This is a genomic window from Streptomyces termitum (genome assembly GCF_014650175.1).
In the GTDB taxonomy this organism is placed as follows: domain Bacteria; phylum Actinomycetota; class Actinomycetes; order Streptomycetales; family Streptomycetaceae; genus Streptomyces; species Streptomyces termitum.
On the sequence record NZ_BMUL01000004.1, the window covers coordinates 445,018 to 464,338 of the forward strand.

Consider the following 19,321-nt stretch of genomic DNA (forward strand, 5'->3'; position numbering starts at 1 on the left):
GCCGTCGTCGCGGTCACCCGACCGTCACCTCACCCTGCGGGATTCGAGCTGGGGCAGCCGGCCGAGCCGGTCCGGATGCCAGGGGACCGTGCCGCCGCTCTCCCAGGCCCGGAAGTCCAGGCCCAGCTCCCGGCACAGGTACTGGGTGACGAACCGGCCGCTCGCGGCGGCCCGGATCAGGCTCCCGCCGCCGAACCACTGCCCGGCCAGGGAGAAGCCGTCCAGCCCCGGCAGCCGCATCCGGTCCTTGTTGATCAGGCCGGTGATCACGTCGTCGGCCGGCGTGAAGGACTTCCAGCCGAGGATGCTGCCGCCCCGCACGCCGGTGTACCGCTCCGTGGTCGTCGGCGACGCCACGTCCACCACCTCGATGGACGCGCCGATCCCCGGATGGTGCCGCTCCAGGAACGCCCGGACGAAGTCGGCCGCCTCCTGCTTGCGGGCCCAGTACGCCTTCCGGTCGGTGGTCCGCAGCTTCTTCCACGACTCGTAGTCGCTGAAGTAGGTGCAGTGGACCACCGACTTGCCCGGCGGCGCGAAGCCGTCGGAGTACCGCGACCGCATCTGCACCACCAGGCTCTTCTGGAGGACGCCCGGCAGCGCCGCGCTGTCCTCGTCGGAGAGCAGGTACGTGGTGCTGTGCCGGGCCGCCGGATCGAGCTCGCCGTCCAGCCCGACGAAGACCGACACCACCCCCGGGTACAGCACGTCCGGGCCGGTCGTCATCATCTCCTTGAACAGCTTGTCGATCTTCGGGCTGCTGTAGCGGCCGCCGAGCAGCCGCTCGATGGTGGTGACGCCGTCGCAGGCCGAGACCACGTGGTCGGCGAAGTGCCGCTCGCCGCCCCGCAGTTCCACCCCGACCGCCCGGTCGTTCTCCACCAGGATCCGCTCCACCCGCGCCCGGTAGTCGACCCGCCCGCCGAGCGCCGTGTAGCGCTCCTCCACCGAACGCGCCAGCCCCAGCGAACCGCCCTGCGGGAAACCGGCGTTGAGGTGGTAGGCGCTCGCCATGTTGAACAGGTACGGCAGCAGCGGGAAGACCTCGTGGTCCTGGAAGAAGATGAACGGGAACGCCCGCCGCAGCAGCGGATCCTCGAACCGCTCGCAGAACGACTCCATGCGGGTCACCGCCGTCCGCCACAGCAGCGCGAAGGAGGGCAGCACGGCCCGCAGCGCGGCCAGCTTCTCGCCGGCCGACTGGAGCGGCGGCGGCGTCAGGAACGGGTAGAGGTTGATCCGGGTGAAGCGCCGCAGGTCCCGGCAGAACGCCCGGATCGGCCGCGCGTCGCCGGGCGACAGCTCCAGGAGGTGCGCCTCCAGCCGGTCCGGGTCGTTGTAGAAGGTGACCGAGCGGCCCGTCTCGTCGGTGACGGTGTTGAACATCTCGAAGTTGGCGATCGTCTTGCCGTCCAGCGCGCCCAGCTCCCGCCAGACCCGGCTGGCGTCGTTGTTCCGCCCGGTGCCGGTCAGCCACTCGATGCAGTAGTCGAAGACGTAGTCCTGCCGCGCCCACGCCGTGCAGCAGCCGCCGGGCAGCACGTGCCGCTCGAAGATCCGCGTCTCCGCGCCGCTCATCTGCGCGTAGCAGCCGGTGGACAGGCCGCCGATGCCCGCGCCGATCACGATCACCCGGGGCGCCTCACCCGGCGTGCGGCCCCCGGGCCGCCACGGCCCCCGGTCCTCCCACACGGGCCTGTCGTCACGCGTCATCGGCCGCTCCGTCCGTGCTCGTTCCGTGGACAGCCGCTTCGCCGGAGGCCGTTCCGCCGGTGAACGCTCCGCCGGTGAGGGCCTCGTCGGTGAGGGCGGAGCGCACCAGTGCCGCGTTCCGCCCGGCGGGCTTCTCGTCGAGCATCTCCGCGTGCAGGCCCGCCCCGCGCACCACCCGGCTGAGGCCGGTGGAGGCGGTGTGCCAGCTGCCCCGCCGGCCCGCCCCGTACAGCGCCGCCTTCGCCTCGTCGGCGATCACCGTCACCGGAGCGGCGACCGCGCCGTGGTTCGGGGTCCGCCCGCAGTACTCCAGGTAGTCCCTGGCCTGTTCGAGGGTCTGCGCGGTGACGGTCTCGGAGTGGGTGTGGCGCCGCAGGTGGTCCCGCAGCTCGTGCTCGAACGCCTCGGCGTGCTCGTCGGAGATGCCGTACTCCTCCTCGATCCGGTACGAGTCCATGATCACGACGTGGGCGACCTCCCGGCCCCGCTCCTCCAGGCGCTTGGCCACCTCGAAGGCCAGGTTGCCGCCGAGCGAGTAGCCCAGCAGCAGGCAGGGCCCCTCGGGCCGGAGCGACTCCACCAGGTCGGCGTACCGCACCCCCTTGTCCCCGTCCACGTGGTTGAAGGCGATCAGCTCGTACGGCCGCAGGTGCGCGGCGAAGTGGCGGTAGACCAGGCCGTGCCCGCCCGCGGGCGGGAAGCAGAACAGCAGCGGCCCCTCGCCCGTGTTGAAGGACAGGTGGGACAGGTTCCCCGAGACCCGGCCGGTGACGATCGACTCGACGGTCCTGGCCATCCCGTGCAGGGTCGTCACCTTGAACAGCAGGCCCACCGGGATCGCGATGCCGAACTCCTTCTGGAGCCGGTGGATCAGCGCGATGAGGGTGATGGAACTGCCGCCCGACTCGAAGAAGTCGCTGTGCAGGCCGACCCGGTCGAGCCCGATCACCTCCCTCCAGTGCGCCGCCACCCGCTCCTCGTAGAGCGTGACGGGAGGCTCGTGGTCCTCCCGCACCGCCTGGGCGCGCGGCGCCGGCAGCGCCTTCGGGTCCACCTTCCCGTTCGGCGTCAGGGGCAGTGCCCCCACCGTCTCCAGGAAGGACGGGATCAGGTACGTGGGCAGATGGGCGGCCAGGTGGCGGCGCAGCACCCGCGGATCGGGCTCGGCCCCGGCCGCCGGGACCACGTAGGCGCAGAGCGCGGGCTCCCCGCCGGGATCGGTCCGCACCAGGGCGTACGCCTCGGCGACCTCCGGGAGCGCGGTGAGCAGCGACTCGATCTCCCCCGGCTCGATCCGGTGGCCGCGCAGCTTGATCTGGGCGTCGGCCCGGCCCAGCAGGTGGAGCCGGCCCCCGGCGTCCCGCCGCGCCAGGTCCCCGGTGCGGTACAGCCGCTCGGGAACGGCCCCGGGCCCCGGGTCGAGCGCGAGGGTCAGGAACCGCCGCCCGGTCTGCTCCGGATCGCCCGCGTACCCCCGGGCGAGCCCGGCACCGCCGGCCCACAGCTCCCCGGTCACCCCCGGCGGCACGGGCCGCATCCGGGCGTCGAGGACGTGCAGTACGCAGTTGGGCAGCGGGGCGCCGACGGGGACCGCGCCGTTCGGATCGAGACCGGTGGTGGGGCCGTCGAAGCAGGCGCTGTCCACGGTGGCCTCGGTCAGCCCGTACGAGTTGACCACCCGGGCGTCCGGCGCGCAGAGCCCACGCAGCCGGTCGTACTCGGCGACCTTCCACGTGTCGGAGCCGACGATCACCAGCCGCATGAAGTCCAGCCGGTGGCCGCCCTCCTCGCAGTGCGCCATCAGGGCGCGCGCCACGGCGGGCACGAACTCGGCGCGGTCGACCCCCTCCGCGGCCATCACCCCGTACAGCCGGGCCGGGTCGAGCAGGAGGTCCCGGTCGGCGAGGACCAGCCGGCCGCCCGAGGTCAGGGCCCGCACCAGGTCGCCGGTGAACACGTCGAAGGACACCCCGGCCATCTGGAGGTGGACGCCCGGCTCCCCGTCCGGGCCGTACTCCTCCCGCCAGGCCGCGCACAGCGCCGAGAGGGCCCCGTGGGACACCTCGACGGCCTTCGGCCGGCCCGTCGAACCGGAGGTGTGGACGACGTACGCGAGATCCTCCGCCGCCACCGGCACGTCCCCGCCGCCGGCCGGTACGCCGGACTCCTCGCCCGACGCGGCCGGTACGCCGGCCTCCCCGGCCAGGACGTCGGTGAGGAACACCGCCCCCGGCACGTCGAGGCGCTCCGCGCCCGCCGGGTCGGTGAGGACCAGGCGCGCCGACGCGTTGCCCGCCATGAAGGCCAGCCGCTCCGCCGGATGGTCCGGGTCGAGGGGCAGATAGGCCGCCCCCGCCCGCAGCACGGCGAGCAGCGCGACGATCAGCTCCGGCGACTTCGGCAGGCACACCGCGACGACGCCGCCGCCCGCGCCCCGGGCCCGCAGCCGCCCGGCCAGCACGGCCGAGGCCCGCTCCAGCTCCGCGTAGGTCAGCCGCCGGGCGTCGCCGCCCTCCGCCGGGGCCGGGACGGTCACCGCGACCGCCCCGGGGGTGCGGGCCGCCGCCCGCGCGAACAGCTCGTGCACCGGCGGCTCCGGCGCCAGCACCGGGCCCCGGGCGGCCGGCCCGTGCAGCAGCTCGTGCCGCTCCTCCTCGCCGAGCAGCTCCAGATCCGCCACCGGACCGGCGCCCGGAGCGCGGGTCAGCGCGTCCAGCAGGTTGCGGTAGTGCCGGGCCAGCCGTGCGGCGGTCTCCGGCCGGAACAGGTCGGTGTTGTACTTCAGGACGCAGTGGAAGCGGTGCTCGGACTCGTCCTCGTACGCCGACAGCGTCAGGTCGAACTGGCCCTCCTCCTCCGGTAGTTCGATGTAGTCGAGGTGGTATCCGTACTGCTGCGAGGACACCTTGTGGGCGAGCAGGATGAACATCGCCTGGAAGACGGCCGACCGGCTCGGGTCGTGCTGGAGGCCCAGCTTCTCCACCAGCAGCACGAAGGGGTACTCCTGGTGGTCGATCCCCCCGAGGACCGTCCCCCGCACCTGCGCCAGCAGCTCGGCCACGGTCGGGTCGCCCGCCAGACTCGCGTACAGCGGCAGCGGATTGACGAAGTAGCCGTACACCGACGCCAGGTCCCCGTCGGTGCGGCCGGTCACCGGACTGCCGACGACCAGGTCGTCCTGGCCGGAGTACCGGTGCAGCAGCAGGTAGTACGCCGACAGCAGCACCATGAAGACGGTCACGTCGTGCTCACGGGCCAGGGCGTGCACCCGGGCGCTCAGCTCCTCGTCCAGGACGAAGAACTCCGAGGCCCCGTTGTGGCTCTGCACGGCGGGCCGGGGGCCGTCGGTCGGCAGCGCCAGCGGCGGCACCTCGGCGGGCAGCGCGCCGCGCCAGTACTCCAGCATCCGGTCCGCCTCCGGCGAGGCCAGGAAGAGGTTCTGCCGGTTCAGGAAGTCGACGTACCGGCCCCGCACCGGCGGCAGCTCCACCGGACGGCCCGCGCGCATCCCCTCGTAGAGGGCGAGCAGCTCCTCGATGAAGGTGAAGGTGGAGATCGCGTCCGAGACGATGTGGTGCACCGCCTTCATCAGCACCCAGCGGTCCGGCCCGCGCCGGAACAGCCGGAACCGCATCAGCCGGTCCCGCGCCAGGTCGTACGGCCTGCGGTACTCCTCCACGATCAGGGCGCGGATCTCCTCCCACTCCCGGCCCTCGACGTCGAAGACCCGCAGGTCGGGCTCCACGTCCTCGGAGACCACCTGGACCGGCCGGCCGTCCTCCATGACGAAGTTGGCCCGCAGCACCGGATGCCGGGCCACCAGGGTCCGCACGGCGGCGGCCATCAGCTCCGGATCGATCGCGGTGCGCACCTCCACCGCGCCGCCGATGTTGTAAGCGAAGCCGTCCGGGTGGAGCTGCTTCAGGAACCACAGGGCCTTCTGGTTCTGCGTCAGCGGATGCCGGGACGCGTCCTCGTACACCTCCACCTCCGCCCCGGTCCCGGGGCCCGCCGCCCGCGCGGCCAGCTCCCGGGTCGCCTCGCCCAGCTGCGCGGCCAGCTCGCGCAGCGGGGTCCCGCTCAGCAGCGCCACGACCGGCAGCGCGACCCCGGTCGCCGCCTGGAGCCGGGCCCGCAGCTCCATGGCGAGGAGCGAGTCGAGGCCGTGCGCGCCGAGGCCCGCCTCCGGGTCGAGCCGGTCCGCGCCGGTCCGCAGCACCGCCGCCGCGCAGCCGGTCAGCACCCCGGAGACCAGCGCGGTGCGCTCCTCCTCGTCCGCGGCGGCGCGGAACCGGTCCAGGTAGCCGCCCCGCTCCCCGCCCCCGGCCGCCGGGTCCGCGGCCTCCTCGGCCTCGGCGGCCAGGCCCCGGACGAGTGGCGGCGGCGACGGGTACCAGGCGAGGAAGGTCGGCCAGTCGACGACGGTGGCGATCAGCAGTTGGGCCCGGTCCTGGCCCAGGACCCGCTCCAGGACGGCGGTGCCGGCCGTCGGGGAGAGCGAGCTCATGCCCCGGACCGCGCGGTAGTGCTCGACCAGGCTCAGCTCCTCGATCATGCCGGTCGCCCACGGGCCCCAGTCCAGGCTCAGCGCGGGCAGCCCCAGGGCCCTGCGGTGGTGCGCCAGCGCGTCGAGGAAGGCGTTGCCCGCCGCGTAGTTCGTCTGGCCCGTGGTGGTGAGCAGGGAGGCGACGGACGCGAAGAGGACGAAGTGGTCCAGCGGCTCGTCGCGCAGGTGGTGGTGGAGGAGCCAGGCTCCCGCCGCCTTCGGGTCGAGGACGGCGCCGAAGGCGGCCCGGTCCATGGCCCGGACGGGCGTGTCCCGCACGTGGCCGGCGAGGTGGAAGACGCCCCGCACGGGGGGCGCGTCCCGGTCCCGGCGGGCGGCCAGCCAGCGGGTGAGCGCCTCCTCGTCGGAGACGTCGAGGGCGGCGTGGACGGGGTGGGCGCCCAGGGCCTCCAGCTCCTTGACGAAGCCCACCGCGCCGGCCGCCGGGGAGTCCGGGGCGAGCGCGCGCCAGCCGGACCGGTCGGGGAGCGGGGTGCGGCCGACGAGGATCAGGTGCCGGGCGCCCCGCTCGACGAGATAGCGGCACAGCAGCCGCCCCAGGGCGCCGAAGGCCCCGGTGACCAGGTACGCGCCGTCCGGGCGGAGCCGGGGCGGGAAGGGCCGGGTGAGGCCCTCGGGGCGGACGAGGGAGCTGACGAGGCGCCGCCCGTCGCGCAGCGCCACCTCGTCCTGCGGGAGGCCGGGGGCGTCCGGGGCGAGCAGCTCGCGGAACAGTGCCCCGGCGTCGGCCTCCGTGTCCGTGTCCGCGCCCGGGGCCGTCCGCGTGGCCGGCCGGAGCGGCAGGTCGACGAGTTTGCCCCGGTGGGCGGTCAGTTCGTGGTGCCGCAGGACCCGGCCGACGCCCCAGGCGGGTGCGCCGAGCGGTGCCACCGGCTCGCCGGGGACGGCCGCCTGGGCGCCCCGGGTGACCAGGTGCAGCACGGCGGGCGCGGCCTCCTGCCGGGGATCGTCCTGGAGCGCCTGGGCCAGGGCGATCACCGAGTAGGCGCCCCGCGTGGCGTGTGCGTCGAGCTCTTCGCGCCGGGCGTCCTCCAGGGCGGGCAGGTCCAGGTTCCACAGGTGGACGACGGTGTCCGGCGCGGGCCGGTCCGGGTCGGCCCCGGCCAGGTCGGCCAGCAGCCGGCGCAGGTCCCCGGCGTCGCCCGGGACCACCCGGGAGTCTTGCCCGGCCGGGTCGAAGGCGTAGCGGTCGCCGGGCCGGACCAGGTGGCAGCGGGCGCCGTCCGCCGCCGCGAGCGCGGCCAGCCGGTCCGCCACCCCGCCCGGCCGGTCGGCGAACAGCAGCCAGTCGCCCCGTGCGGCGTCGGCACCCTCCTCCAGGGGCGCCTCCGTCCAGGCGAGTTCGGCGAGCCAGCCGTCGATGGTGGAGACCGCGACCGTCGAGGAGACCTGCTCCACGTCGGCGGCGCGGAAGCCGCGCACGTGGCCCAGCGGCTCGCCGTCCTCCGCGTAGAGGGCGATGTCGCCGACGAGTTCGTCGTCCGCGCGGCGGGTGACGGTGGCGTGCGCCCACAGCGGTCGGTCGCCCACCGGGACGGTGCGCACCGCCTCGATGGTGAGCGGCAGCAGCATCCCGCCGCTCCCGGGGCCGTCCGCCGGGTCGGGGAGGCCGGCCACCAGGAGGGCCTGGAAGCAGGCGTCGAGGAGCGTCGGGTGGACGTGGTGGCCGGCGGCGCCGTCCACGGTCGGGCGGATCAGGGCCAGGGCCTCGCCGGAGGTCCGCCAGACCTCCGCGATGCCCCGGAACGCAGGGCCGTAGTCGTATCCGAGGGCGCCCAGCGCGCGGTAGCAGCCGGCCGCGTCGAGGTGCCGGCCGGCCCGCGCCCGGACGGCCTCCGGGTCGAGCGGTGCAGGCCGGTCGGCGGGCGGCCCGGCGCGCACCACGCCGAGGGCGTGCACGGTGGGGGTGTCGCCGTCGGTGGCCACGGTGAAGGCCGAGGTCCGCGCGGAGAGCGTCACCTGCACGGAGCGGGCGGCGTCCTCGGGCAGGAACAGCGCCTTGCGCAGCTCGATGTCCCCCAGCTCCGCGTCCGTGCCCCCGGTCAGCGCCCGGAGCGCCTGGTACGCCATCTCGACGTATCCGGCGCCGGGGAAGAGGGCCTGTCCCTGGATGCGGTGGTCGGCGAGGTAGGGGGCGGTCTCCACGTCGAGCGCGACCTCCCAGGCGGGCTCCGCCGTGGCGAGGCGGCGGCCGAGGAGCGGATGGTCGGTCCGGCCGAGCCGCACCTGGGCGACGGGCGCGGGCTCGGTCCAGTACCGGTCCCGCTTCCACGGGTAGCGGGGCGGCGGCACCCGGCGCCCGCCCGGGTGGAGCGCCGTCCAGTCCACGGCGCAGCCGTGCGCGTACAGCGCGGCGAGCGAGGTGGTGAAGCGCAGGGCCTCGTCCTCGGCGCGGCGCAGCGACGGCAGCGCGGTGACGCTCACGGGCCCGTCGGTCCGGGCGGCGGCGCACTCCTTGAGGGAGTGGCCGAGGACCGGGTGGGGGCCGATCTCCAGGAAGGTGCGGTGCCCGTCGTCGAGGAGGGCGTCGGCGGCCGCCCGGAACCGCACGGTGTCGCGGACGTTGCCCCACCAGTACGCCGCGTCCAGCTCGGGCCCTTCGGCGCGGCCCTCCCGCCCGGTGAGGTACAGGGGCAGCCGGGCGGGCCGGGGCTCGATCCCGGCCAGCTCCGCCAGCAGCTCGTCCCGGATCTCCTCCATGACGGCGCTGTGGTACGGCACCTCCACGTCGAGGAAGCGGACGAACACGCCGTCCGCGCGGGCCGCCTCGGCGTACGCGGCGAGCGCCTCCCGCTCCCCGGCCAGGGTCAGGGCGCCGGGGCTGTTCACGGCGGCCACGGAGAGCCGGTCGCCGAAGGGCGCGGCGCGCCGCACCGCTTCGGCCTCGGGCAGCCCGACGGCCAGCATGGTGCCGGTGCCCGCCAGCCGCTGCTGGAGGCGGCTGCGCGCCAGGACGATCCGCACCGCGTCCCGCAGGTCGTAGACCCCGGCCTCGTGGAAGGCGGCGATCTCGCCGGTGCTGTGCCCGACGATCGCGGAGGGGTGCACCCCGTGGGCGTGCCAGAGGGCGGAAAGGCCCACCTGCACGGCGAAGTTGGCGGGCTGGGCGAGCCAGGTCTCCGCCATCCGGGAGGTCTCCTCGGGGGCGTTCAGCTCGGTGGTCAGCGACCAGCCGGCCTGGGCGGTGATCTCCCGGTCGACAGCCTCCACGGCCCGCCGGTAGACGGGCGAGGCCGCGAACAGCTCGCGGCCCATGGCCCACCACTGCGGTCCCATGCCGGTGAAGACCCAGGCGGGTTCGGCCCGCTGCCCCTCGCGGCGCCTGCCGGACAGGACGCGGGGGTGCTCCTCGCCCCGGGCGCACGCGGCCAGCGCCTCGTCGAGGTCGGCGGCGGACCCGTACACGACGGAGAGGCGGGCGTCGTGGTGCTGCCGGTGGCGGGCGAGCGAGTACGCGAGGTCGGCCGGGGCGACGGGGGAGGGGGCGCCGGGGGCCAGTTCCGCGCGGACGGCGTCGGCGAGAGCGGGGAGGACCGCGGCGTCGTGGGCGCTGAGCGGGAGCACCCGGAACGGGAGGCCGTCGGCGGCGGCGGGCTCCTCCGGCACGGACTCCGGCGCGGGCACCCGTGCGGGCTCCGGAGAGGTTTCGGCGGGGCGCGCGGGGGCCTCCTCCAGGAGCACGTGCGCGTTGGTGCCGCCGAAGCCGAAGGAGTTGACGCCGGCGCGGGCGGGGCCCTCGTGCGCGGGCCAGGGCGTGGGCCGGTCCGGGATCTCGAAGGGCGCGGCGTCCAGGTCGATCGCCGGGTTGATCCGCTCCAGGTTGATGTGGGGCGGGATCAGCCGGTGTTCGAGGCTGAGCGCCGCCTTGATGAGGCCGGCGATGCCGGCGGCGGACTCGGTGTGCCCGATGTTCGTCTTGACGGAGCCGACGTAGCACCGGGCGCCGGGCTCGCGGCCGACGGCCAGGGCGGTCGCCAGGGCGTTGGCCTCGATGGGGTCGCCCACCGGGGTGGAGGTGCCGTGCGCCTCCACGTACTGGAGGCTGCCCGGGGTGATTCCGGCGCGGGCGCAGACCTGCTCGATGAGCGCGGTCTGCGCCTCGGCGCTGGGCACGGTGATGCCGTTGGTCCGGCCGTCCTGGTTGACCCCGGTCTCGGTGACGACGGCGTGGATCGGGTCGCCGTCGCGCAGCGCCTCGGAGAGGAGCTTGAGGACCACGATGCCCACGCCCTCGGCCCGCACGTAGCCGTCGGCGCCCGCGTCGAAGGTCCGGGAGCGGCCCTGCGGCGAGAGGAAGCCGCCCTTGGTCTCGGCGATCGTGTACTGCGGGGTGAGGTGCAGCAGGGTGCCGCCGGCCAGGGCCAGCGAGCTCTCCCCGCGGCGGAGGCTGTCGCAGGCGAGGTGGACGGCGACGAGGGAGGAACTGCACGCGGAGTCGATGGAGAGGCTCGGGCCGCGGAAGTCGAAGCAGTGCGAGAGCCGGTTCGACACCATCGTCATCATGGTGCCGGTCGCCGTGTGGGCTTCGAGGGTGTCGAAGCGGAGGTCGGCGAACTGGAGGATCTTGTAGTCGAGGGTGAAGGCCCCGACGAAGACGCCCACGTCCCGCCCGGCCAGCTCGGCAGGTTTCTGCCCGCCGTCCTCCAGGGCCTCCCAGGCGACCTCCAGGAGCTTGCGCTGCTGGGGGTCCATGGCGTGCGCCTCGCGGGGGCTGATGCCGAAGAACGCCGGGTCGAACTCGTCGAACCCGTCGATGTAGCCCCCGCGCCCGCCCACCAGCCGGCCCGGTTTGGCCTTGTCGCCGCTGCCCAGGCTCGCCACGTCGTACCGGTCGGCCGGGGTGGGGGTGATGCAGTCCTTCCCGTCGACCAGGTTGCGCCAGAAGGAACGGTGGTCGTTGGCTCCGCCGGGGAAGCGGCAGCCGATGCCGATGACGGCGACCTTCTCGGGAGGTGCGGGGGAAGTGGACGGCGGGGACGGCGGGGACGTGCGGGCGTGTGTGGACATGAGCCTTCCTTGAGGGCCGCGGAGCAGGCGCGCGTGAGCGGGCGCGCGCCGTACGGACGAGAGCGGGAGGGGAGAGAGGGGAAAGGGGAAACGGGGAGCGGGGAGCGGGGGTCCGGTCACCCGGCGGAGCGGCGCCAGGGGTGGACGAGGGTGGTGAGGATGCGCCCGGTGGCCGGGAAGGAGCGGGGGTCGGTCAGGCCGACCGCCGCCGGTTCGCGGCCGGGACGCCAGGTGAAGGTGCCGAAGACCCTGTCCCACAGGGACAGGTCGGAGCTGTAGTGGCCGGCCTCGGACAGGTCCGTGCTGTGGTGCAGCCGGTGCTGTTCGGGACCGGCGAGGACGTGGTTGAGGGGCCCGAGCCGGACGCGGATGTCGGCGTGCACGAAGTACCCCTGGGCCACGACGAAGAGGCCCACGGCGAACACCGCGCGCTCGGAGAAGCCGATCAGCGCGAGGGCGAGCTGGACGAACCCCTGGGAGATGAGCACGTCGGCCACGTGGTTGACGCCGTTGTTGGCGACGTTGACCTTCTCCGGGACGTGGTGCACGCCGTGCAGCCGCCACAGCCAGGGGTAGGTGTGGCCGGCCCGGTGCACCGCGTAGCTGGCGAGCGAGCCGACCAGCAGCGCCAGCGGGATCTCGGCCCACAGGGGGAAGAGCGGCCGGGGGTCGGCCAGCGCGCCGACGCCGAGCATCACCAGGTTCTGCCCGAGCGCGCCGCCGGTGGCGGTGAGGACGTAGTAGACGGCGTAGTACCCCCACTCCCGCCGGTTCGGCCGCCACGCGGGGTCGTACGGGATCAGGAACTCCAGCCCCACGAGGAGGCCGAGCACCGTGAACTGGAAGAGGAAGACGGCCGTGCCCGGGTCCCAGCCGCGCCACTGGGTGAGGGCGAAGACGGTGCCGGTGGCGAGCAGCAGGGCCGGCTGCACGGCGACGGTGAGCGCGTCTCGCGCGGATGGCCGGGGCATGTCGTTCCTCCTTCGCAGGCATGACGGGCTTCACGGGTCTTCATGGGCTTCACGGGTTCTCACGGGCAGGACGAGAACGCGGGAGCGTGCGGGAGCACGGGGGGAGGGGCGAGGGGGTGGATGAGAGCGCTCCCAGCCATGGCGCGAACGGGGGCGTGATCACCAGTATGGAGCCACGAGATTACGGACAGCAACCGGTTGCCCCCCGGCGCGCGGTGCAGCGGGCGCTCGTTCCGCGCTCCCCGCGCGCCCCTGGCTCACCACCGGAGATCATCTCAACTTCGCATAATTCCTGGTGGGTTGAGTGATCGGGAGAGTGAAACGATTCTTCGTGGCAGTTTCCCGGGAAAGGTCTGGCGAGGGTTCGCCAAAAGCTGCGGTGTCACTGTCCGTATGCGATCATGCGCCGCTGTCCGGACGGAGGCCCGGCGCGTCCCAGACCGGGAACCAGCGCTCCAGGTCCGGTTCCATCGCGAGGTCGTCCGCGAGGAGGCCCCGCACCTGGAGTTCGAGGGCGCCGTCACGGGTCTCGGCACGGTCCGAGAGCGGGGCGAAGGGGTAGAAGGTGCCGCGCTTGTAGAGGTACACGAGGGCGAGCTCACGAGCCCCCGCCCCCGCCTCTGCCCCCGTGCCCGTTCCCGCTCCTGCCTCCGCTCCCAGCTCCGTCCCCGTCTCCGGGTCCCGGAAAGCGGTCAGGGAGCAGAGCAGGTTCGGGCCGAAGCCGGCCTCCTCCAGGAGCGAGTTCACCGCGTGCAGGTCGTTGACCAGAGTGATCAGGTCGTCGGCGGGGCGCCGGACGGTGATCCAGGTGTAGCCGTACGCGTCCGGGACGTACGCCACGGGAGGCGGGCCCGGGGCCGCCCCGGTGCCGAGGAGGTCCCGTATCTCCTCCTTCAGGCGCGCGAAGGCGCCGCCCTCCACCGCCGCGAAGCACACCGAGCCCGTCCCCGCCGGGGTGAGGCCCGTGCCCGCCTGGAGGGTGAGCGCGGCGGCCGGGAGGCCGAAGAGGCGGTCCAGGTCGGGCCGCACCGGGCGGCTGCGCCCCAGGATGCTGTCGAGGAGGCCCATGCCGTCACTCCTCGCCGAGCCGCGCCGAGATCCGCGCGAGCTGGTCGAGGCGCTGTTCCAGGGTGGGGTGGGTGGAGAGCAGCCGGCCCAGGCTCTCCTTGGAGGAGAAGGCGGGGGCGAACCAGAAGGCGTTGTACGGCTCCGCCTTGCGCAGGTCCTTCCCCGGGATCCGGGCCATCTCGCCGCTCACCTTGGTGAGCGCGGCGGCCAGCGTCGACGGGCGGCCGGTGAGGAGCGCGGCGGCGCGGTCGGCGGCCAGTTCGCGGTAGCGGGACAGCACCCGGGTGAGGAGGAAGCTGACGATGTAGACGGCGGCGCTGACGACGGGGACGAGGATCACGGCGGCGCCCATCGTGCTGTCCCGGCTGCGCCCGAGGCCGCTGTAGAGCACGACCCGCGTCATCAGCCCGGCGAGGACGCCGAGGAAGGAGGCGATGGTCATGACCGCGACGTCCCGGTGCGCCACGTGCGCCATCTCGTGCGCGAGGACGCCCTCCAGCTCGTCCGGTTCCAGCCGCCGCAGCAGTCCGGTGGTGACGCAGACCAGCGCGGTCCGCTCGCCCCGGCCGGTGGCGAAGGCGTTCGGCACGTCGCTCTCGGCGATCGCCACCTTCGGTTTCGGCATGTCGGCCAGCGCGCAGATCCGGTCCACGGTGCCGTGCAGCTCCGGCGCCTGCTCGCGGGACACCTCGCGCGCGCCCATCCCCAGTGCGGCGATCCGGTCGCTGAACCAGAACTGCCCGACGAACAGCGCGCCCGCGATCAGCAGGATGACGGGCCAGGAACCGCGCAGCAGCACCAGCAGGACGCCGACGAAGACCACGTACAGCAGCCCGATCAGGAACATCGTCGTCGCCATGCGGGCCGCGAGTCCCCGGTCGGGGGCGTAGCGCGAGCGGGACGACGGCCGGGTCCTGGTCATGCGCGCACCCTCTTCCCACGCGTGGGCGGGACCGGCTTCCCGCTCCCTCCTGCCAGTGTGCGCCTCCGTGCGGCGGAACGGGCATCCGGGGCATACGGCGCCCTCTCGCCCCTTCCGTGCGCTCCGGGACGGCGGCGTACCGAATCGGCCACTCCCCGGGGAGGCCCTCGGTGTGAGATCCGGCGCGCGATCCGGTGTACAGGCCGGTGAAGTGGCCCCGGGGTGACCATCTGACGGCTTTTCGAACTCGTGGGCGATCGGCCCTTCCCGTAAGGGCTTGGCCGGTTATCATCCTCCAGTGGATCATGCCCATCGCGAACCCTGACGACCCCCGGGGCGGGCATCGCCTCCACGGGCGCCCACGGTCGAGACCGCGTCCGCTCCCGGCCCCGACGCCCACCGGCACGGGCCGGCCGCCCCCGACCGGGGTGCCGCCGTCCCCGTCCCCGTGCTTCGGAGTCCCGCATGTCCGCATCGTCCGCCGTCTCGTCCCCGCACCGGGGCACCGCCCCCGCCGGGCGCCTCCCGGCCGTCCTCCTCATGGTGGGCAGCTGCCTGCCCGTCCTCGGCGCGGTGCTCCTCGCCCCCGTGCTGCCCCGCATCCAGGACCACTTCGCGCACGTGCCGGGCAGCGAGGCGCTGGTCCCCGTCATGCTGACGATCCCGGCGCTCTCCCTCGCCCTGCTCGCGCCCTTCGCCGGTGTGATCGTCGACCGGCTCGGCCGTAAGCGGCTGCTCATAGCCGCCACCGCGCTCTACGCGGTGTTCGGGACCGCGCCGCTGTGGCTGGACTCGCTCCCCGCCATCATCGCCAGCCGCGTTCTCGTCGGCATCACCGAGGCGGCCATCATGACCGCCTGCACCACGCTCATCGGCGACTACTACAGCGGCGAGCTCCGCGACCGCTACCTCGCCCTCCAGACCATGTGCGCCGCGATCTCCGCGACCCTCTTCTTCGTCGTCGGCGGCGCGCTCGGCGCGGCCGACTGGCGCGCCCCGTTCTGGCTGTACGCGGTCGGCCTGCTCATCGCCCCGGTCATGGCCCGCGCCCTGCCGGCCCCGAGCTCCCCGCACGGGGAGGCGCCCGGGGAGCCGGAGGCCGTACGGCGGCCCTTCCCGATCCGCCGGATGGCCGGGGTCTGCCTGATCACCGTCTTCGGCGCCGCCGTCTTCTACACCGTGCCGGTGGAGATGGCCTACCTCCTCGACGACGTGGGCGTCGAGTCCACCGGCGTCATCGGCGCCGTCACCGCCGGTGCCAGCGCGGCCACCGTCCTCGGCTCCGTCCTCTTCACCCGCGTCCCCCAGCGGCTGCGGCACCACCTGCCCGCGCTCTTCGCGCTCTGCGCCGCCGGGTTCCTGATCATGGGCCTCGCCGACGGGCTGCCGCTCCTGGTGGTCGGCGCCGTCGTCAACTGCGTCGGCACCGGTCTGCTGCTGCCGTCGCTGGTCACCCGCGCCATGGGCCGCCTCGCCTTCGCCGACCGGGGGCGCGGCATGGGCCTGTGGACCGCGTCCTTCTTCCTCGGCCAGTTCCTCTGCCCGCTGGTGCTGCTCGCGGCCAAGGGAGCGGTCGGCGGCCTCGCCACCGCCGTCGCCTTCTTCGGCGTCGCCACGGCCCTCCTCGGCGCCGCGCTCCTGCCGTCCCACCGGGCCCCCGCCCCGGCGGCCGACGCCCCCGCGAAGACCGAGCCGGAGCCCGAGCCCGCCTCCTGACCGGTTCCCGCACGCACGGAGCCCACGACGTCCAGTGGATCGGACGTCGTGGGCTCCGTGCGTGCGGGGAGAGGTGTCAGGCGCGCCGCCGCCGGGCCGTCAGGGCATAGCAGGCGAGGAGGGCGAGAGTGAAGGCGATGCCGATGGCGGCCGCCTGCCGCATGTCGGGCACCTTCACCGCCGTCGCCGCGACCGCGAGGACGCCGAGCCCCGCGACGACCGCGAGCTTGTCGCCGCCCCGGACGGCGAAGCCGGTGAACTCCTCGGGGTGCGCGGTGCGGTGGCGGCGGAAGGCGACGTACGAGGCCAGGATCAGCAGCCACACCAGCATCACCGCGAAGATCGCGATCGACATCATGACGCCGAAGAGGCCGCTGACGTCGTAGAAGGCGAGCAGGGCCGCCGCCGCGATGCCCAGGGTGGACGCGCCGATCGCGACCGCCGGGACGCCCCGGCGGTTGAGCCGGGCCAGCGGCTTCGGCGCGAGGCCGTCGTCGCCGAGCGAGTGGAGCAGCCGGGAGGCGCCGTACAGATGGGCGTTGGCGGCGGACATGGCGGCGATGAGCACGACCGCGTTGGTGACGGTCGCGGCGGCGGGCACGCCGATCTCGGAGAAGACCCGGACGAAGGGGCTCGCCTCGACGCTGCCGTCGCCGTCCGCCATCCGGCGCCACGGGATCAGGGCCAGCACCAGGGTGATGGAGAGCAGGTAGAAGAAGCTGAGCCGCCAGGCCAGTTGGCGCATCGCGGTGCGTATGGTGCGCTGCGGGTCGGCGGCCTCGGCGGAGGCGATGGCGACGACCTCGAAGCCGGCGTACGCGAACATGACCACGGACATGGCCAGCCAGATCGAGCTCGCGCCGTGCGGGAGGAAGCCGCCGTCGTCGGTGAGGTGCGCGAAGCCGCTGGCCTCGGTGTCCGGCAGCCCGAAGAAGACCAGCAGGGCCGCGCAGAGGATGAAGGCGCACAGGGCCGTCACCTTGACGGTGGAGAGCCAGAACTCGGTGGTGCCGAAGGACTTCACACTGATCACGTTGACCGCGAGGACGACCGCCGCGACGGCCAGGATCGCCACCGACATCGGCACGCCCGGCCACCACCAGCGGATGTAGAGCGCGGAGGCGACGACCTCGGTGCCGATGACGACGACCGCGCTGAACCAGTACAGCCAGCTGCTGAGGAAGCCCGCCCAAGGCCCCAGGTAGCGGCGGGCGATGGTGCCGAACGAGCCCTGGACGGGGTGGGCGGCGGACATCTCGCCGAGCAGCACGGCGATGATCGCGACCAGGACCGCCCCGATCACGTACGAGACGATCACGGCGGGTCCGGCGACGGACATCGCCGAACCGGAGCCGAGGAAGAGGCCGGTGCCGAGCGCCGAGCCCAGCCCGATCATGGTGGTCTGCCGGTGGGTGAGGGAACGGACCAGTCCCGCACCGGAGTCGGAGCCGGGGGCGGTGGCGGGTCTGGCGCCGTCGGCGGCGGCCGGGGTGGGGGGTGCGGAGTCGCTGGGTGCGGCCATGGCGGTGGGGCCCTTCTGCACGGGGGATCGGGGAGGAGGGGGAGGGGGAGGGTCAGAACTCGCTGTTGCGGAACGGCTTCGCGGGCGCGTCGAGGTCGGGCTTGCCCAGGACCTTCGACGACAGGGCGTAGATGCCGTGGTTGGTCAGGACCCAGGCGATGTTCCGGTCCCACTCCACGTAGACCCCGTGGGTCTGGTTGCCGTACGCGTAGTCCGCCGTGTCGCGGCCGTACGCCTTCGGCACGAAGTACGCGGAGATCTCCGGGTCGGCCGGGTCCGACACGTCGAAGAACTGCACGCCCGCGTTGTAGAAGCCGTAACCGAGGACACCGGCGTCGTGCTTGCCCGGGTTGGTGTAGTAGCCGGTCCGCTTGGGGCCGAAGCTGCCGCGCCGCTGGCAGTAGTCGGTGAACCCGGCCGACCTGGGCGGCACCGGGCGGGGCAGGGCGCCGACGACGCGGGGCTTCCTCGGGTCCTTCGCGTCGATCTGGTAGACGTCCTTGTAGGGCTCGTAGCAGTCCTCGGTGAGCGGGTAGCCGGAGTAGTAGATCATCCCGGTCTTCTCGTACTGGGAGACGTCGATGTTGTCGCCCTCGGTGCCCGAGACCGACGCCGGCAGGTCCAGGTGGCTCACGGTCCGCAGGTTCGACGGGTCGGAGACGTCGAGGACCGTCAGGCCGTAACCGCCCATCGCGGCGAAGGCGTAACGCCCGCCCTTCTCCACGGGCTTGGGGAGGAAGAGGGGCATCCGGGCCCCCATCCAGCTGGTGCGGTTGCCGCAGCGCGGGTTCTGCCGGTAGGCCGCGTCCTCGCCGGTGCGCTGGCCCGGCAGGTGCCAGGTGTCGAGGAGCTTCGGGTGCGCCGGGTCGGACATGTCCCAGGACTGGTAGCCGGCCGAGTGGAGGTTGGTGGGGTACTCGGTGCCGGAGTAGGTGTCGTCAGGCGCGGTGGCGATGAACATGTACTTCTCGCCCGTCCAGTACGGCACGTCGATCGAGCCGGAGCCCTGCTGGGCGGTGGCCGGGTCGCTGCGCAGCGGGTCGGTCTGGGTGGAGTCGGTCGAGACGGTCGCGAGGAGCTTCCAGTCCTTCTTGCGCGGGCCGTCGAGGCGGTACACCTTGAAGCCCTTGAGCCCCGGCTTCTCCCGCAACTTCCGGACGCCGTCGGGGTTGTTGTACTTGTCGAGCGGCGGGTGGTCGGAGAGTTCGGAGATCTGCCGCTTGCTCTCGAAGCTCTGCACCATGACGTACGCGTTCAGCTTCTTGTTCCACTGGACGGTCGAGGCGCCCCAGTAGTCGTGCGCCGCCCAGTCGCCGTTGGCCCGGGTCTCGTCGCCGTCGACGTCCTCGCGGCTCATCTTCTCGACGACCCGCACCTTCCGCACATCGGTGATGTCGTAGACGCGGCCCTCGGAGCGGTCGTACTGGAAGAGGTAGCGGCGGCCGTCGAAGTCGACGACGTTCTGCCAGGTGTGGAAGTAGTCGGGGGTGAAGTCGGCGCCCTCGTAGGCCGCTTCGACCTTCATGTTCTTGATGTACGAACGGGTGTCGTAGGCCGCGTTCCGGCCGGGGAAGGGGTGGTCGGACTCCTCGTCGACGGGGGTGAGGGCGGGGTGCCGGAACGTGCCGTCGAGCTGCATGCCGTACGCGCCCGGGTCGGCGGGCCCGGGACGGCGGTCGGCGCACGCGGCGGGGACGTTCGGGTCGCCGCCCGCGGTGGCGGCGGCCGCGCCGGACGCGCCGGAGGCACCGGGGACGAGCAGGCCGGCGGTGACGGCGGCCGCGGCGACGGTGGCGAGAGCCGTGTTCCTGCGGGTGAAGCGCATCGGACGGTCC

8 protein-coding genes are annotated in these 19,321 nt (G+C 73.8%); 1 reads left to right on the forward strand and 7 read right to left on the reverse strand.

Going from position 1 to position 19,321, the window contains the following annotated elements:
- Positions 1 to 24 precede the first annotated feature (24 nt).
- The 5 genes from IE219_RS10610 to htpX all read right to left on the reverse strand — a co-directional run bounded on the left by IE219_RS10610 (position 25) and on the right by htpX (position 14,248).
- Entirely contained in the window at positions 25 to 1,713 is a 1,689-nt protein-coding gene (locus IE219_RS10610) for a phytoene desaturase family protein (protein WP_189976337.1), read from the reverse strand.
- Positions 1,703 to 11,287 carry a non-ribosomal peptide synthetase/type I polyketide synthase gene (locus tag IE219_RS10615; protein WP_189976338.1) on the reverse strand — a complete coding sequence of 3,195 codons (9,585 nt, stop codon included), beginning with the start codon at positions 11,285 to 11,287 and terminating at the stop codon, positions 1,703 to 1,705. Before IE219_RS10615 ends, IE219_RS10610 begins: the two co-directional genes overlap by 11 nt.
- 116 nt (positions 11,288 to 11,403) lie before the next feature.
- Positions 11,404 to 12,258: a sterol desaturase family protein gene (locus tag IE219_RS10620; RefSeq protein WP_189976339.1), complete on the reverse strand. Its 855-nt coding sequence runs from the start codon at positions 12,256 to 12,258 to the stop codon at positions 11,404 to 11,406.
- 399 nt (positions 12,259 to 12,657) lie between these two features.
- Positions 12,658 to 13,326, reverse strand: a complete 669-nt coding sequence (gene pspAB / locus IE219_RS10625; protein ID WP_189976340.1) for a PspA-associated protein PspAB — start codon at positions 13,324 to 13,326, stop codon at positions 12,658 to 12,660.
- 4 nt (positions 13,327 to 13,330) lie between these two features.
- Positions 13,331 to 14,248, reverse strand: coding sequence for a zinc metalloprotease HtpX (gene htpX, locus IE219_RS10630; RefSeq protein WP_189976341.1), 918 nt, complete (start codon positions 14,246 to 14,248; stop codon positions 13,331 to 13,333).
- A 465-nt stretch (positions 14,249 to 14,713) separates the two neighbouring features.
- On the opposite strand from htpX, the gene IE219_RS10635 reads away from it, so the two are divergent.
- Positions 14,714 to 15,964, forward strand: coding sequence for an MFS transporter (locus tag IE219_RS10635; protein ID WP_189976342.1), 1,251 nt, complete (start codon positions 14,714 to 14,716; stop codon positions 15,962 to 15,964).
- A gap of 76 nt (positions 15,965 to 16,040) precedes the next feature.
- Here the strand turns inward: IE219_RS10635 and IE219_RS10640 are convergent, their stop codons facing one another.
- Together IE219_RS10640 and IE219_RS10645 are read right to left on the reverse strand one after the other, a co-directional pair.
- Positions 16,041 to 17,486, reverse strand: a complete 1,446-nt coding sequence (locus IE219_RS10640; protein ID WP_189976343.1) for an amino acid permease — start codon at positions 17,484 to 17,486, stop codon at positions 16,041 to 16,043.
- A gap of 52 nt (positions 17,487 to 17,538) precedes the next feature.
- On the reverse strand, positions 17,539 to 19,311 hold the full coding sequence (locus IE219_RS10645; protein ID WP_189976344.1) for an LVIVD repeat-containing protein: 1,773 nt from the start codon (positions 19,309 to 19,311) through the stop codon (positions 17,539 to 17,541).
- Between the last annotated feature and the right edge of the window lie 10 nt (positions 19,312 to 19,321).